General features: G+C 41.1%; 13 protein-coding genes and 1 pseudogene. All 14 read left to right on the top strand.

The window, feature by feature from the left end; translation table 11 throughout:
- Window positions 1-74 precede the first annotated feature (74 nt).
- Window positions 75-3,119: an SrtB-anchored collagen-binding adhesin gene (locus STYK_RS09000; protein WP_261019936.1), complete on the top strand. Its 3,045-nt coding sequence runs from the start codon at window positions 75-77 to the stop codon at window positions 3,117-3,119.
- A gap of 235 nt (window positions 3,120-3,354) precedes the next feature.
- Window positions 3,355-3,681, top strand: coding sequence for a YdcP family protein (locus STYK_RS09005; protein WP_080821326.1), 327 nt, complete (start codon window positions 3,355-3,357; stop codon window positions 3,679-3,681).
- Window positions 3,682-3,696: 15 nt separating this feature from the next.
- Entirely contained in the window at window positions 3,697-4,080 is a 384-nt protein-coding gene (locus tag STYK_RS09010) for a YdcP family protein (protein ID WP_144209880.1), read from the top strand.
- Between the two features lie 96 nt (window positions 4,081-4,176).
- The gene (locus STYK_RS09015; RefSeq protein WP_095905707.1) at window positions 4,177-4,635 is read left to right on the top strand and encodes a VOC family protein; all 459 of its coding nucleotides are present in this window, start codon (window positions 4,177-4,179) and stop codon (window positions 4,633-4,635) included.
- A 99-nt stretch (window positions 4,636-4,734) separates the two neighbouring features.
- Window positions 4,735-6,120: an FtsK/SpoIIIE domain-containing protein gene (locus STYK_RS09020; RefSeq protein WP_447466035.1), complete on the top strand. Its 1,386-nt coding sequence runs from the start codon at window positions 4,735-4,737 to the stop codon at window positions 6,118-6,120.
- 177 nt (window positions 6,121-6,297) lie between these two features.
- Entirely contained in the window at window positions 6,298-7,503 is a 1,206-nt protein-coding gene (mobT, locus tag STYK_RS09030; protein WP_000398284.1) for a MobT family relaxase, read from the top strand.
- A 42-nt stretch (window positions 7,504-7,545) separates the two neighbouring features.
- Window positions 7,546-7,767, top strand: a complete 222-nt coding sequence (locus STYK_RS09035; protein WP_001009056.1) for a hypothetical protein — start codon at window positions 7,546-7,548, stop codon at window positions 7,765-7,767.
- Window positions 7,768-7,883: 116 nt separating this feature from the next.
- Window positions 7,884-8,381 (top strand): antirestriction protein ArdA, encoded by a 498-nt coding sequence (locus tag STYK_RS09040; RefSeq protein WP_000342539.1) that lies wholly within the window; start codon window positions 7,884-7,886, stop codon window positions 8,379-8,381.
- Between the two features lie 88 nt (window positions 8,382-8,469).
- Window positions 8,470-8,790, top strand: a complete 321-nt coding sequence (locus tag STYK_RS09045) for a conjugal transfer protein (RefSeq protein ID WP_447466036.1) — start codon at window positions 8,470-8,472, stop codon at window positions 8,788-8,790.
- Window positions 8,791-8,844: 54 nt separating this feature from the next.
- Entirely contained in the window at window positions 8,845-11,292 is a 2,448-nt protein-coding gene (tcpF, locus tag STYK_RS09050; RefSeq protein ID WP_000331160.1) for a conjugal transfer ATPase TcpF, read from the top strand.
- Between the two features lie 2 nt (window positions 11,293-11,294).
- Entirely contained in the window at window positions 11,295-13,472 is a 2,178-nt protein-coding gene (locus tag STYK_RS09055; protein WP_000804748.1) for a CD3337/EF1877 family mobilome membrane protein, read from the top strand.
- A complete protein-coding gene (locus STYK_RS09060) occupies window positions 13,469-14,470 on the top strand; it encodes a bifunctional lytic transglycosylase/C40 family peptidase (RefSeq protein WP_261804925.1) in 1,002 nt (333 codons plus the stop codon). Before STYK_RS09055 ends, STYK_RS09060 begins: the two co-directional genes overlap by 4 nt.
- Window positions 14,467-15,399: a conjugal transfer protein gene (locus tag STYK_RS09065; RefSeq protein WP_001224318.1), complete on the top strand. Its 933-nt coding sequence runs from the start codon at window positions 14,467-14,469 to the stop codon at window positions 15,397-15,399. The genes STYK_RS09060 and STYK_RS09065 overlap by 4 nt, the downstream gene beginning before the upstream one ends.
- 313 nt (window positions 15,400-15,712) lie before the next feature.
- Window positions 15,713-15,760: pseudogene (locus STYK_RS10285) on the top strand (hypothetical protein); the annotation flags it as partial.
- Between the last annotated feature and the right edge of the window lie 10 nt (window positions 15,761-15,770).

A 15,770-nucleotide genomic window follows, 5' to 3' on the forward strand; every position in this document is an offset into this window, starting at 1 on the left:
CGTTCCTTTTCTATTTCCAGCCGTTCTTATTGGACGGCTATTTTATTACTCAAAATGAAAGGAGCATTAGATTTATGAAAAAGACATGGAAACGATTGTGTACGGGCTTCTTAGCTCTTGCGACTGTCGTTACTGCTTTACCGACTACACCCGTTCATGCAGAAAGTAAGCAATACTGGACGGAGTCAAAAGAGCGTGTCGGTATCGTTGAAAAAGTAATGAATGACGGTTCGATTGGTTCTACCTTTAATGAGGGACATTTGACCGTTGAGGGCGAGGACGCTTACTGTATTGACATCAACACAGACTTTAAGAATGGTTACAAGACCAGAGCTGACGCAAGCTCACGCATGAGTACCGACCAGATAAGCGACGTTGCCTTATCTATCGAATATGTAAAACAGTACACAGACAGCCACAGCGGAATAAGCAAAAATCACGCTTACCTTTTAAGACAGATTGTAGTCTGGCAGAGATTAAGCGTACATCTTGGCTGGCAATGTGATAACGTGCGAGCTTCTTATGATGAAATTCCAAAGGCTACGCAGGACGAAGTTTTCTCTGGTGCAAAAGCCTTTGTCAAAGAGAATAAAGGACGCTATGAATGTGGCGGTTATATCTACTCTGGCGAGGGGCAGGAATTAGGGCAATTCTGGGCGAAACTGAATGTTGGAAATACGAAACTGCAAAAGGTTTCCAGTAATACCAGCATTACAGACGGTAACGGGAATTACTCTATTGCAGGTGCGACCTATGGTGTCTTTTCTGATAAGGACTGCACGAAACAGCTTGCCACCCTTACGACTGATGAAAACGGAGATACAGATATTGCAGAGGTAAAAGCAGGGACAGTTTATATCAAGGAATTATCCGCACCAGCAGGATATAAAGTGGATAAAACAGTCTATCCATTGACAATCAAAGCTGGCGAAACAGCAACCTTGAACGTATCAGATACACCGAAAGTAACGGACACTTTGATTGAGCTTTTCAAGATTGATATGGAAACACAGAAAGACAATCCGCAAGGGAACGCTTCTTTAGCAGGTGCGGAATTTACATGGAAGTATTATGCAGGCTTCTATAATAAAGACAATCTCCCTGCCGAAGCTACTCGTACATGGGTTACAAAGACAATCGCTGAAACAGACAGCGACGGGACAACTCACTACATCACAAAATTAGCGGACGCATACAAGGTATCTGGCGACAGCTTCTATATGCAGGACGGCAAGTCGGTTCTTCCACTTGGAACGCTAACCGTAGAAGAAACAAAAGCTCCAAACGGTTACTTGTTAGACGGTGCGTATATGCAGGCTGGCGATAAGTCCGAACAGATTAAGGACTTATATGTAACACAGATTACCGAGGACGGCGACCTTGCCGTATTGACGGGAAGTAACCATTTTTCCGTATCAGATAAAGTTATCCGTGGCGGTGTGAAAATTCAGAAACGAGATTTAGAAACGGGCGATACCAAACCACAAGGAAGTGCCACTTTGAAAGATACTGCCTTTGACATCATTTCCTTAAATGATCATTCTGTATTGGTTGAGGGCAAGCTCTATAAGAAAAATGAAGTCGTAAAAACTATTCGTACAGACATTGAGGGTATCGCTTCTACTTCTGCCGACCTTTTACCTTATGGAAAATTCCGTATTGTTGAGAGTGAAGCTCCCGACGGTTACTTAACTGACGGTGCAAAACCGATTGACTTTGCAATCACAGAAAATGGAAAAATCGTGGACTTAACCGACGAAGCTCATTCTATCTACAATCAGATTAAGCGTGGAGATATTGAGGGTGTAAAAATCGGTGCAGGCACACATAAGCGTCTTGCTGATGTTCCCTTTAGGATCACAAGCAAGACGACGGGAGAAAATCATATTGTTGTAACTGATGATAACGGGCAGTTCTCCACTTCTGCCGACTGGGCTTCTCACAAGCATAATACTAACGCAGGCAAGACCAGTGAGGACGGTGTGTGGTTTGGGACTTCTGAACCAGACGACAGCAAGGGTGCATTACCTTATGATACCTACATCATTGAAGAATTACGCTCTGAAAGCAACAAAGGTTTTGAACTTATCCCACCTTTTGAAATCGTGGTATCAAGAAATAATCTTGTGATTGATTTAGGAACGCTGACTGATGAATACGAAAAAGAAATCTCTATTCATACCACAGCGACCAGCAAAGACGGCGAAAAGACTATCCTTGCAGGAAAAGAGGTTACAATCGTTGATACTGTCAAATTGGACGGACTTACAAAAGGCACAAAATACCAGTTAAAAGGCTGGCAGATGTTAAAGGAAGAAAACGCTGAGCTTATCATTGACGGAAAGCGTGTAGAAAATGACTATACTTTTATCGCTGATGATGAGGAAATGAAAATAGAAATTACATATACATTCAATGCGTCCGAGCTTGGCGGTAAAAATCTGGTAACATTCGAGGAATTATACGATTTGAGCAATCCAGACGAACCCGTGAAAGTTGCGGAACATAAGGACATTGAGGACGACGGGCAGACGGTACTTATCACAGAGCGTATCATCAAGATACATACAACCGCTACCGATAAGGACGGCAACAAAGAGATTGAAGCAGGAAAAGACGTTACAATCATTGATACCGTAACCTTAGAGGGCTTAGAAGTCGGTACACAGTACAAACTTGTGGGCTGGCAGATGTTGAAAGAAGAAAATGCAGAGCTTCTTATCAATGGAAAGCGTGTAGAAAGTGATTATACGTTTACCGCTGACAGCGAAACTATGAAAGTGGAAGTTGCCTTTACCTTTGACGCTACTTCTCTTGACGGCAAACAGCTTGTAACTTTTGAAGAATTGTACGATTTAAGCAATCCAGACGAGCCGAAGAAAGTTACCGAGCATAAGGATATTGAGGATAAGGGACAGACGATTGCCTTTAAGGAAAAACCAGAAGAACCAGAGAAACCCGAAACACCACAGACACCAGAAAAGCCTAGCAGACCGAGCGACAGTCCCAAAACGGGCGATAACACCAACCTTTACGGACTGCTTGCACTTCTTATGACTTCTGGTGCTGGACTGGCAGGTATCTTCTTCTATAAACGCCGTAAAATGAAGAAATCATAAGGCGGTAACAGTATGAGAAAAGGAAAATCACGCTCTCCGCTGATAACGTATCGGAAGACTTCCGCTTATTCTGGCTTGTCTGCCAACAACCTGCAAGAACACGGATAGTCAAGGGTGCGAAGCATTGATTTTACCCTTTACTATCTGTGGGATTGCTGGTACTTTCCAAACCGCCAGAATAAGAAATCACAATCAAAAAACTTATCAAATATAGAAAGAAACGAGGTAAAACAATATGGAAATGAAATATGTCGTGCCAAATATGGCACAGTCTTTTGGAACTCTTGAATTTGCAGGCGAAAGCGAGCCTATCTTTGAAAGGGATAAAAACAACCGCAAGGTTATAGCCAGACGAAGCTATAACCTTTATTCTGACATACAGAAAGGCGAAAATGTTGTGGTGGAAATTCCCGTGCAGGCTGGCGAAAAGCATTTCAAGTATGAGCAGAAAGTAAAACTTGTCAATCCGAAGTTATACGGCAGAGGTTACGCAATCGGGGATATGGGACATACCGATTATGTGTTAGTTGCTGATGATATTGTAGCAGTTGAAGAAAAGTAAAGGAGTGAAGAATTTATGAGATTATCAAACGGGTTTGTTATTGACAAAGAGAAAACATTTGGAGAATTAAAATTTACAGCGGTGCGTGATGTGTTCTTGCAGAACGAGGACGGAACACCGAGTACACAGCTTAAAAAGCGTATCTATGATTTGAAGTGCAGTCTGCATGGTGGAATTATCCCCGTGTCTGTACCGCCAGAAGTACCGTTAAGGGAATTTCCGTACAATGCAGTCGTGGAACTTGTCAATCCCGTAGCCGATACTGTATCACGAAAAACCTATACGGGTGCAGATGTGGACTGGTATGTAAAGGCAGAGGATATTGTATTGAAGAATAAAGTCAACCAGAACGCAGGCAGTTCACAAAACTCTACACCGCAGGGACAGCCGAAAAAATAGGATTGCTGAATAGATTTTCATTGTAGCGGATATATGGAACTGTTATAATATGGATATGAAGAAATGAACAAATTGAAACTTATGGAGGTAACGGAAATGAAATTAAAAAATCCTATGCTGGTGGTAACAGATATAGACAAATCAGTTGAGTTTTATAAAAAGGTTTTCGGGCTTCATGTGATTATGGATTTTGGAGCAAATAAAACTTTAACGGGCGGTTTGGCTTTGCAGACAGTTGAAACATATAAAGATTTTATCGGGAAAAGCGATATTTCTTTTGGTGGCAATAACTTTGAAATTTACTTTGAAGAAGATAATTTTGATGAATTTGCGGATAAGCTGAAAGAATGTGATGTTGAATATGTCCACCCTATTGTAGAACATTCATGGGGACAGCGTGTTGTTCGTTTCTATGACCCAGATAAACATATTATCGAAGTTGGCGAGAACATGAAAATAGTATGCAAGCGTTTCTTAAACAGTGGAATGACACCAGAACAAGTAGCAGAACGCATGGACGTACCTATGAAATTTGTCAATGCCTGTATGCGTTAAATCCCAGTTTGACAATTTCATATCCTCACACAAAGCAGTTAGTCTTAGGATTGACTGCTTTTTTCGTACCCAGAAAGGAGTGATTGATTTATGCGTATGATTTGGAACAAAGGACACCGTATCAGAGCCAGCGACAAGCACCTTGTCTATCACTTTTCCATAGGGACGCTTCTGTTTGTATTCGTAGCGGTTCTCCTGCTACTGAATATCAAACAGCTCATACGTACCGATTGGGAGCATTTCAGCTTGTTAGAGAATGGCTTGACGCTTTCCCCTTACAACTTCATAACCATACTGGTAGCGATTGGTGTTTGTGCATTGGTCGCTTTTCTGTATTACCGTTTCTGTTACGACGATTTCAAGAAGCTCCTGCACCGTCAAAAGCTGGCAAGAATGATACTGGAAAATAAGTGGTATGAAGCCGATACTGTACAAGACAGCGGTTTTTTTACTGACCTGCAAAGCAGATCAAGGGAAAAAATCGTCTGGTTTCCAAAGATTTATTATCAAATGGAAAAAGGACTGCTTCATATCCGCTGTGAAATTACGCTGGGGAAATATCAAGACCAGCTTTTACGGTTAGAGGATAAATTGGAAAGTGGCTTGTATTGTGAGCTGACCGACAAGACCCTGCATGACGGCTATATCGAATATACTCTGCTTTATGATATGATAGCGAACCGCATTACCATTGATGAAGTACGGGCAGAAAATGGCTGTCTAAAGCTGATGAAAAATCTTGTCTGGGAATATGACGCACTCCCCCACGCTCTGATTGCTGGTGGGACTGGTGGCGGTAAAACCTATTTTCTGCTGACGCTCATTGAAGCCTTACTGCATACCAACGCTGTCCTTTATATCTTAGACCCGAAAAACGGTGACCTTGCAGACTTAGGGACAGTTATGGGAAATGTGTATCATACCAAAGAAGAAATGATAGATTGCGTCCATGCCTTTTATGAGGGCATGGTACAGCGAAGTGAGGAAATGAAACGACACCCGAACTATAAGACTGGCGAAAACTATGCCTATCTGGGACTGCCACCCTGCTTTCTTATCTTTGATGAATATGTAGCATTTTTTGAAATGCTGGGGACGAAAGAAAGCGTAAGCCTGCTTAGCCAGTTAAAGAAAATCGTTATGTTAGGGCGACAAGCAGGATATTTCCTTATCGTTGCCTGCCAGCGTCCAGACGCAAAGTATTTCTCGGACGGTATCAGAGATAACTTCAATTTCCGTGTGGGACTTGGGCGTATCAGTGAATTAGGTTACGGTATGCTGTTCGGTTCAGATGTGAAAAAGCAGTTTTTTCAGAAGCGTATCAAGGGGCGTGGCTATTGTGATGTGGGAACAAGCGTCATAAGTGAATTTTACACGCCTTTAGTCCCAAAAGGACATGATTTTTTGCAGACTATCGGCTCTCTTGCACAAGCAAGGCAGGACGGGACGGCGACGTGCGAAGCGAAAGGCGACGGCACGGACTAGCCGTTGCTGGTGTGGCGTTAGCCACGCCAGCAGGTAAAACCCCTCGGTATCTAACAGGGGGGTACAAATCGACAGGAAACAGTCAAAAAAACATTAGAAAATCCTTTGGTTACAAGGGATTTACAAAATTTCAGCGTATGTCAAATGGGCTTTAAAAGTTGACATACGCCTTTTTGATTGGAGGGATTTTTACTGAATGAACAAACTTGGTTACAGCATTTAAAAGAAAAACGCTTGGCTTATGGACTATCTCAAAACCGTTTAGCTGTTGCGACTGGTATTACAAGGCAGTATCTAAGCGATATTGAAACAGGAAAAGTCAAGCCATCAGAGGATTTACAGCAGTCCCTTTGGGAAGCTCTGGAACGCTTCAATCCCGACGCTCCCCTTGAAATGCTGTTTGATTATGTAAGGATTCGCTTTCCGACAACAGACGTACAGCAGGTGGTCGAAAACATCTTACAACTGAAACTGTCCTATTTTCTTCATGAGGACTATGGTTTCTATTCTTATTCAGAGCATTATGCTTTAGGCGACATATTCGTCCTTTGCTCCCATGAACTGGACAAAGGAGTTCTGGTGGAATTGAAAGGTCGTGGGTGCAGACAATTTGAAAGCTATCTTCTGGCACAACAAAGAAGCTGGTATGAGTTCTTTATGGACGTTTTGGTGGCTGGCGGTGTGATGAAACGCCTTGACCTTGCCATTAACGATAAGACAGGGATTTTGAATATCCCTGTACTCACTGAAAAGTGCCAACAGGAAGAATGTATCTCCGTCTTCCGCAGTTTTAAAAGCTATCGCAGTGGCGAACTGGTACGCAAAGAGGAAAAGGAATGTATGGGAAACACCCTCTATATCGGTTCATTACAAAGTGAAGTTTATTTCTGTATCTATGAAAAGGACTACGAGCAGTACAAGAAAAATGATATTCCCATTGAAGACGCAGAAGTAAAAAACCGTTTTGAGATTCGATTGAAAAATGAGCGTGCCTATTATGCAGTCCGTGATTTACTCGTCTATGACAATCCAGAGCATACCGCCTTTAAAATTATCAATCGGTATATCCGTTTTGTAGATAAAGACGATTCCAAACCTCGTTCTGATTGGAAACTGAATGAAGAATGGGCTTGGTTTATTGGGAACAATCGTGAACGATTAAAACTAACCACAAAACCAGAGCCTTACTCCTTCCAAAGGACGCTGAACTGGCTATCTCATCAAGTTGCCCCGACCTTAAAGGTTGCGATTAAACTTGATGAAATCAACCAGACGCAGGTTGTAAAAGACATTCTCGACCATGCGAAACTGACAGACCGACACAAGCAGATTTTGAAGCAACAGTCAGTAAAAGAACAGGACGTGATAACAACAAAAAAATAACTCAAATACAAATTCATTGAATATAGAGAGGAGAACATTTTTATGAATTTTGGACAAAACCTTTATAACTGGTTTCTATCAAACGCTCAATCACTGGTGCTTTTAGCAATCGTTGTGATTGGCTTGTATCTTGGCTTCAAGCGTGAGTTTAGCAAACTGATTGGCTTTTTAATTATTGCGATTATTGCGGTTGGCTTAGTCTTCAACGCTGCTGGAGTAAAAGACATTTTACTAGAGCTATTCAATCGCATTATTGGTGCTTAAATAAAACCGTTCTTTTGTGGAATATAAGTGGTTTTCTTATGTTCCGCAAAGGAATGGTACACCAAACGAAGTGCGGTAGGGATTTTTGAATCTCTACAAAGAAAGGACGTGAATATATGGACGATATGCAAGTCTATATTGCGAATTTAGGCAAATACAATGAGGGCGAATTGGTCGGTGCGTGGTTTACCTTTCCCATTGACTTTGAGGAAGTCAAAGAGAAAATCGGCTTGAATGATGAATATGAGGAATACGCCATTCATGACTACGAGTTACCCTTTACGGTTGACGAATACACTTCCATTGGCGAACTCAATCGACTATGGGAAATGGTATCGGAATTACCCGAAGAATTACAATCGGAGCTATCTGCTCTGCTCACTCATTTTTCAAGCATTGAAGAACTAAGCGAACATCAAGAGGATATTATCATTCATTCCGATTGTGATGATATGTATGACGTGGCACGCTACTACATTGAAGAAACGGGTGCTTTAGGCGAAGTACCAGCTAGTCTTCAAAACTATATTGATTATCAAGCCTATGGTCGGGATTTAGACCTTTCAGGAACGTTTATCTCAACCAATCATGGGATTTTTGAAATCGTCTATTAAATCTGTCGGTACATTACTACTGGCAGATTTTCTATTTTACGGGGTGGCTCAATCAGCTACCCCTATTTTTTATGAAAGGATTGATTACATGAAGAAAATACGAAGCTATACCAGTATCTGGTCTGTGGAAAAGGTACTGTATTCTATCAATGATTTTAGACTTCCGTTTCCCATAACCTTTACGCAAATGACATGGTTTGTCGTGTCACCCTTTGCAGTGATGATACTTGGCAACTTGCCCCCTCTTTCCATGATAGAGGGAGCATTTCTCAAATACTTTGGGATTCCTGTGGCTTTCACATGGTTTATGTCTACAAAAACTTTTGATGGTAAAAAGCCTTATGGATTTTTGAAGTCTGTCATTGCTTATGCACTGCGACCAAAGCTGACCTATGCAGGAAAAAAGTAACGCTTGGCAGAAACCAGCCACAAGAAGCCATTACAGCAGTTAGGAGTGAATTTTATGGCATATCCAATTAAATACATTGAAAACAATCTCGTCTGGAATAAAGACGGGGAATGTTATGCTTACTATGAGCTTGTTCCTTACAATTACTCATTTCTAAGTCCAGAACAGAAAATACAAGTGCATGATTCTTTCAGACAGCTTATCGCACAAAATCGTGATGGCAAAATTCATGCTTTACAAATCAGTACAGAATCCAGCATACGTTCTGCACAAGAGCGTTCCAAAAATGAAGTCACTGGCAAGCTCAAAGCGGTTGCCTATGACAAAATCGACCAACAGACAGACGCTTTAATATCCATGATTGGCGAAAATCAAGTGAACTACCGTTTCTTTATCGGCTTTAAGTTGCTTCTCAACGATCAGGAGTTTTCTATGAAAAGTCTTACCGTTGAAGCAAAAAATGCTTTGTCTGATTTTGTCTATGATGTGAACCATAAGCTGATGGGCGATTTTGTTAGTATGAGTAATGATGAAATCCTGCGTTTTCAGAAGATGGAAAAGCTCTTAGAAAATAAAATCTCTCGTCGTTTCAAAATCCGCAGGTTAGATAAGGACGACTTCGGCTATCTGATTGAACACCTTTACGGACAGACAGGCACTGCCTATGAAGAGTATGAGTACCATCTATCAAAGAAAAAGCTGGATAATGAAACGCTGATTAAATACTATGACTTGATTAAGCCTACTCGCTGTTTGGTGGAAGAAAAACAGCGATATTTGAAAATCCAGCAGGAAGATGAAACCGTCTATGTAGCTTACTTTACCATTAACAGCATTGTCGGAGAACTGGACTTCCCGTCCTCTGAAATCTTCTACTACCAGCAACAGCAATTTACATTCCCGATTGATACGTCAATGAATGTGGAAATTGTAGCGAATCGTAAAGCCCTATCTACTGTCCGCAATAAAAAGAAAGAACTGAAAGACTTGGATAACCACGCTTGGCAAAGTGATAATGAAACCAGCTCCAATGTGGCGGAAGCTCTGGAAAGTGTGAATGAGCTGGAAACCAATTTAGACCAAAGCAAGGAATCTATGTACAAGCTGTCTTATGTGGTAAGGGTATCAGCAAATGATCTTGACGAACTCAAACGTCGTTGTAATGAAGTGAAAGATTTTTATGACGATTTAAGCGTAAAACTGGTACGACCATTTGGGGATATGCTCGGCTTACATGAAGAATTTTTACCTGCCAGCAAGCGTTATATGAATGATTATATTCAATACGTGACCTCTGATTTCCTCGCTGGTTTAGGTTTTGGTGCTACTCAAATGCTGGGGGAAAATGAGGGGATTTATGTTGGCTACAGCTTAGATACTGGACGCAATGTCTATCTGAAACCTGCTCTTGCCAGTCAAGGGGTTAAGGGTTCAGTAACCAATGCGTTAGCGTCGGCTTTTGTTGGTTCGCTGGGTGGTGGTAAATCCTTTGCGAATAACCTTATCGTCTATTATGCGGTGCTTTATGGGGCACAAGCAGTGATTGTAGACCCAAAAGCAGAACGTGGCAGATGGAAAGAAACCTTGCCAGAGATTTCCCATGAAATCAATATCGTCACTCTGACTTCTGATGAGAAAAACAAAGGCTTACTTGACCCTTATGTGATTATGAAAAATCCCAAAGATTCTGAATCACTGGCTATTGATATTCTGACATTCCTTACGGGGATTTCCTCTCGTGATGGGGAACGCTTCCCAATCCTTAGAAAAGCCATTCGTGCAGTAACCAATAGTGAAGTACGAGGGTTGATGAAAGTGATTGAGGAATTACGGGTTGAGAATACGCCACTAAGTACCAGTATAGCCGACCATATCGAAAGTTTTACAGACTATGACTTTGCACATTTATTATTCAGTAATGGTTATGTGGAGCAGTCTATCAGCTTAGAAAAACAACTGAACATTATACAGGTTGCGGACTTGGTACTTCCCGACAAGGAAACTTCCTTTGAGGAATATACCACTATGGAGCTTTTATCCGTTGCTATGCTGATTGTCATTAGTACCTTTGCTTTAGACTTTATCCATACAGACCGAAGCATTTTCAAGATTGTAGATTTAGACGAAGCATGGAGCTTTTTACAGGTAGCACAAGGAAAAACACTATCTATGAAGCTGGTTCGGGCTGGTCGTGCTATGAACGCTGGGGTATATTTCGTGACCCAAAATACAGACGACCTCTTAGATGAAAAACTGAAAAATAACCTCGGCTTAAAATTTGCATTTCGTTCCACTGACCTTAACGAGATTAAAAAGACCTTAGCCTTTTTTGGTGTAGACCCAGAGGACGAAAACAATCAGAAGCGATTGCGTGATTTGGAAAACGGGCAATGCCTTATCAGTGATTTATATGGTCGTGTCGGTGTGATACAGTTCCACCCTGTATTTGAAGAACTGCTCCATGCCTTTGATACCAGACCACCTGTGCGAAAAGAGGTGTAAATGTGAAACCATCAATAGTAAACAGAATAAAATCAAACTGGACGCTGAAACGTCTAGGTAAAGTGGCAATGACAGTGGCTTTCACACTTGTGATTGCCATTTTTCTTTTAGCCATGCTGGGAACGGTGGTTCAAGCTGCGGGCTTGGTAGATGATACGGTCAATGTGGCAAATGAATACAGCCGATACCCACTTGAAAACTATCAACTGGATTTTTATGTGGATAATAGCTGGGGCTGGCTTCCGTGGAACTGGTCGGACGGGATTGGAAAACAGGTCATGTATGGACTATATGCCATTACCAATTTTATTTGGACAATCAGTTTGTATGTTTCCAATGCGACAGGTTACTTAGTACAGGAAGCCTATTCCTTAGACTTCATTTCCGCTACAGCAGATTCCATTGGTAAGAATATGCAGACCTTAGCTGGTGTGAGTGCAAACGGATTTTCAACAGAGGGTTTCTATGTTGGATTCCTCTTACTCTTGATTTTGGTTCTTGGGGTTTATGTTGCCTATACGGGACTGATAAAGAGAGAAACCACAAAGGCAATTCATGCCATTATGAATTTTGTGCTGGTGTTTATCCTATCGGCTTCCTTTATTGCCTACGCTCCCGACTACATTAAAAAAATCAATGACTTTTCATCAGACATCAGTAATGCCAGTTTATCACTTGGCACGAAGATTGTCATGCCCCATTCCGATAGTCAAGGCAAGGACAGCGTGGACTTAATCAGAGATAGCCTGTTTTCCATACAGGTTCAGCAACCGTGGCTACTGCTTCAATACAACAGTTCAGACATTGAAAGTATCGGTATTGACCGTGTGGAAAGCCTGCTCTCCACCAGCCCAGATTCCAACAATGGCGAAGACAGAGAAAAAATTGTTGCGGAAGAAATTGAAGACAGAAGCAATACCAATCTAACCATTACAAAGACCATTAACCGTTTAGGTACAGTCTTCTTCCTATTTGTCTTCAATATTGGGATTTCCATATTTGTATTCCTATTAACAGGAATCATGATTTTCTCGCAGGTACTTTTTATCATCTATGCTATGTTTCTGCCTGTGAGCTTTATTTTAAGCATGATTCCATCATTTGATGGTATGTCAAAACGAGCCATAACAAAGCTCTTTAATACCATTTTGACACGAGCTGGAATCACATTGATTATTACGACAGCATTTAGTATTTCAACCATGCTCTATACCTTATCGGCTGGTTATCCGTTCTTTTTGATTGCTTTTCTACAGATTGTGACCTTTGCAGGAATCTACTTCAAGCTGGGCGATTTAATGAGTATGTTTTCTCTACAGAGTAACGATTCTCAAAGTGTGGGAAGTCGTGTGATGAGAAAACCTCGTATGCTTATGCACGCTCACATGCACCGTCTACAGCGGAAACTTGGACGTTCCATGACTACTCTAGGGGCTGGGTCTGCCATTGTTACAGGTAAAAAAGGACAGTCGGGTTCGGGGAGTTCTGCAAGGACACAAGCAGATCACTCCCGACCAGACGGAAAGGAAAAATCAACACTTGGAAAACGTATCGGTCAAACCATCGGTACAGTAGCTGATACCAAAGACAGAATGGTAGACACTGCTAGTGGTTTGAAAGAACAGGTTAAAGATTTGCCGACCAATGCAAGATATGCAGTATATCAAGGAAAATCCAAAGTAAAAGAGAATGTCCGTGATTTAACCAGTAGTATTTCTCAAACCAAAGCGGACAGAGCCAGTGGACGCAAGGAACAGCAGGAACAAAGGCGAAAAACCATTGCGAAGCGTCGCTCTGAAATGGAACAGGTCAAACAGAAAAAACAGCCTGCTTCTTCTGTTCATGAAAGACCGACTACAAGACAAGAACAATATCATGATGAACAGACCTCAAAACAGTCTAATATTCAGACTTCATATAAGGAATCTCAACAAGCCAAACAAGAGCGTCCAGCAGTTAAGTCCGATTTTTCAAGTCCAAAAGTGGAACGCCAAGGCAATACCGTTCAAGAAAAAACCGTTCAAAAGCCAGCAACTTCAACCACTACAGCAGATAGAACTTCACAACGTCCAATCACAAAAGAACGTCCGTCTACTGTTCAAAGAGTACCACTACAAAATACAAGAAGTAGACCACCAATCAAAACCGCCACCATTAAGAAAGTCGGTAAGAAACCATGAAGTTGAAAACTTTAGTGATTGGTGGTTCTGGATTATTCTTGATGGTCTTCTCACTGCTTCTGTTTGTTGCCATTTTATTTTCAGATGAACAGGACAGCGGAATTTCCAATATTCATTATGGAGGTGTGAATGTTTCCGCAGAAGTGCTGGCTCATAAGCCTATGGTAGAAAAATATGCCAAAGAATATGGCGTTGAAGAATATGTCAACATACTTCTTGCGATTATACAGGTGGAATCGGGCGATACTGCGGAAGATGTTATGCAGTCCTCGGAATCCCTCGGTCTTCCACCTAATTCATTGAGTACAGAAGAATCCATTAAGCAAGGTGTGAAGTATTTCAGTGAATTATTAGCCAGTAGCGAAAGGCTCAGTGTAGATTTAGAATCGGTTATCCAGTCCTACAATTATGGTGGTGGTTTCTTAGGGTATGTGGCTAATCGTGGAAATAAATATACCTTTGAACTGGCTCAAAGTTTCTCAAAAGAGTATTCAGGTGGCGAAAAAGTGTCTTACCCCAATCCCATAGCCATACCTATCAATGGGGGCTGGCGATACAACTATGGCAATATGTTTTATGTGCAACTGGTAACGCAGTATCTTGTCACAACAGAGTTTGATGATGATACGGTACAAGCCATCATGGACGAAGCACTGAAATATGAGGGCTGGCGATACGTTTACGGTGGAGCTTCCCCGACTACTTCTTTTGATTGTAGCGGACTGACACAATGGACGTATGGAAAAGCTGGAATTAACTTACCACGAACCGCACAACAGCAATATGATGTGACCCAGCATATCCCACTATCGGAAGCACAAGCTGGCGATTTGGTTTTCTTTCATTCTACCTATAACGCTGGCTCTTATATTACTCATGTTGGGATATACCTTGGCAATAACCGTATGTTTCATGCAGGCGACCCAATCGGTTATGCCGACTTAACAAGCCCCTACTGGCAACAGCATTTAGTGGGAGCAGGACGAATCAAACAATGAGAAAGGAAGATTTAATGATGAAATTTAGAAAAAATCAGAATAAAGAAAAACAGATACCAAAGGAAAAGAAACCTCGTGTCTATAAGGTCAATCCTCATAAAAAGGTTGTGATTGCCTTGTGGGTACTTTTAGGGCTTAGTTTCAGCTTTGCGATATTCAAGCACTTTACAGCTATAGATACTCATACTATTCACGAAACAACTATCATAGAAAAGGAATACGTTGATACTCATCATGTAGAAAATTTTGTAGAGAACTTTGCGAAAGTCTACTATTCATGGGAGCAATCCGATAAGTCCATTGATAATCGAATGGAAAGTCTAAAAGGCTATCTGACAGATGAACTTCAAGCTCTCAATGTTGATACAGTACGCAAAGATATTCCTGTATCGTCTTCTGTAAGAGGATTTCAGATATGGACGGTAGAGCCAACTGGCGACAATGAGTTTAATGTAACCTACAGTGTAGACCAGCTCATTACAGAGGGAGAAAATACAAAGACCGTCCACTCTGCTTATATAGTGAGTGTCTATGTAGATGGTTCTGGAAATATGGTACTGGTTAAGAATCCGACCATTACCAACATACCTAAGAAATCAAGTTATAAACCAAAAGCCATTGAAAGTGAGGGGACGGTTGATTCCATTACAACCAATGAAATCAATGAGTTTTTAACGACGTTCTTCAAGCTCTATCCTACAGCGACAGCCAGTGAACTTTCCTACTATGTGAATGACGGGATATTAAAACCAATCGGAAAAGAGTACATCTTTCAAGAACTGGTAAATCCTATTCACAATCGTAAGGATAATCAAGTCACGGTATCGCTGACAGTGGAGTATATCGACCAGCAGACCAAAGCAACGCAGGTATCTCAATTTGATTTGGTACTTGAAAAGAACGGGAGTAATTGGAAGATTATAGAATAACAAATATTGGTACATTATTACAGCTATTTTGTAATCACGTACTCTCTTTGATAAAAAATTGGAGATTCCTTTACAAATATGCTCTTATGTGCTATTATTTAAGTATCTATTTAAAAGGAGTTAATAAATATGCGGCAAGGTATTCTTAAATAAACTGTCAATTTGATAGTGGGAACAAATAATTGGATGTCCTTTTTTAGGAGGGCTTAGTTTTTTGTACCCAGTTTAAGAATACCTTTATCATGTGATTCTAAAGTATCCGGAGAATATCTGTATGCTTTGTATGCCTATGGTTATGCATAAAAATCCCAGTGATAAAAGTATTTATCACTGGGATTTTTATGCCCTTTTGGGTTTTTGAATGGAGGAAA

The organism is Streptococcus toyakuensis, assembly GCF_024346585.1.
Classification (GTDB): Bacteria; Bacillota; Bacilli; order Lactobacillales; family Streptococcaceae; genus Streptococcus; species Streptococcus toyakuensis.

What these genes read in the sequence shown, in the direction of transcription:
- STYK_RS09005 (WP_080821326.1), top strand. Translation starts at nt 3,355, where the DNA reads ATGGAAATGAAATATGTCGTGCCAAATATGGCACAGTCTTTTGGAACT.
- STYK_RS09060 (WP_261804925.1), top strand. Translation starts at nt 13,469, where the DNA reads ATGAAGTTGAAAACTTTAGTGATTGGTGGTTCTGGATTATTCTTGATG.
- STYK_RS09010 (WP_144209880.1), top strand. Translation starts at nt 3,697, where the DNA reads ATGAGATTATCAAACGGGTTTGTTATTGACAAAGAGAAAACATTTGGA.
- STYK_RS09045 (WP_447466036.1), top strand. Translation starts at nt 8,470, where the DNA reads ATGAAGAAAATACGAAGCTATACCAGTATCTGGTCTGTGGAAAAGGTA.
- STYK_RS09065 (WP_001224318.1), top strand. Translation starts at nt 14,467, where the DNA reads ATGAGAAAGGAAGATTTAATGATGAAATTTAGAAAAAATCAGAATAAA.
- STYK_RS09000 (WP_261019936.1), top strand. Translation starts at nt 75, where the DNA reads ATGAAAAAGACATGGAAACGATTGTGTACGGGCTTCTTAGCTCTTGCG.
- STYK_RS09015 (WP_095905707.1), top strand. Translation starts at nt 4,177, where the DNA reads ATGAAATTAAAAAATCCTATGCTGGTGGTAACAGATATAGACAAATCA.
- tcpF (WP_000331160.1), top strand. Translation starts at nt 8,845, where the DNA reads ATGGCATATCCAATTAAATACATTGAAAACAATCTCGTCTGGAATAAA.
- STYK_RS09040 (WP_000342539.1), top strand. Translation starts at nt 7,884, where the DNA reads ATGGACGATATGCAAGTCTATATTGCGAATTTAGGCAAATACAATGAG.
- STYK_RS09035 (WP_001009056.1), top strand. Translation starts at nt 7,546, where the DNA reads ATGAATTTTGGACAAAACCTTTATAACTGGTTTCTATCAAACGCTCAA.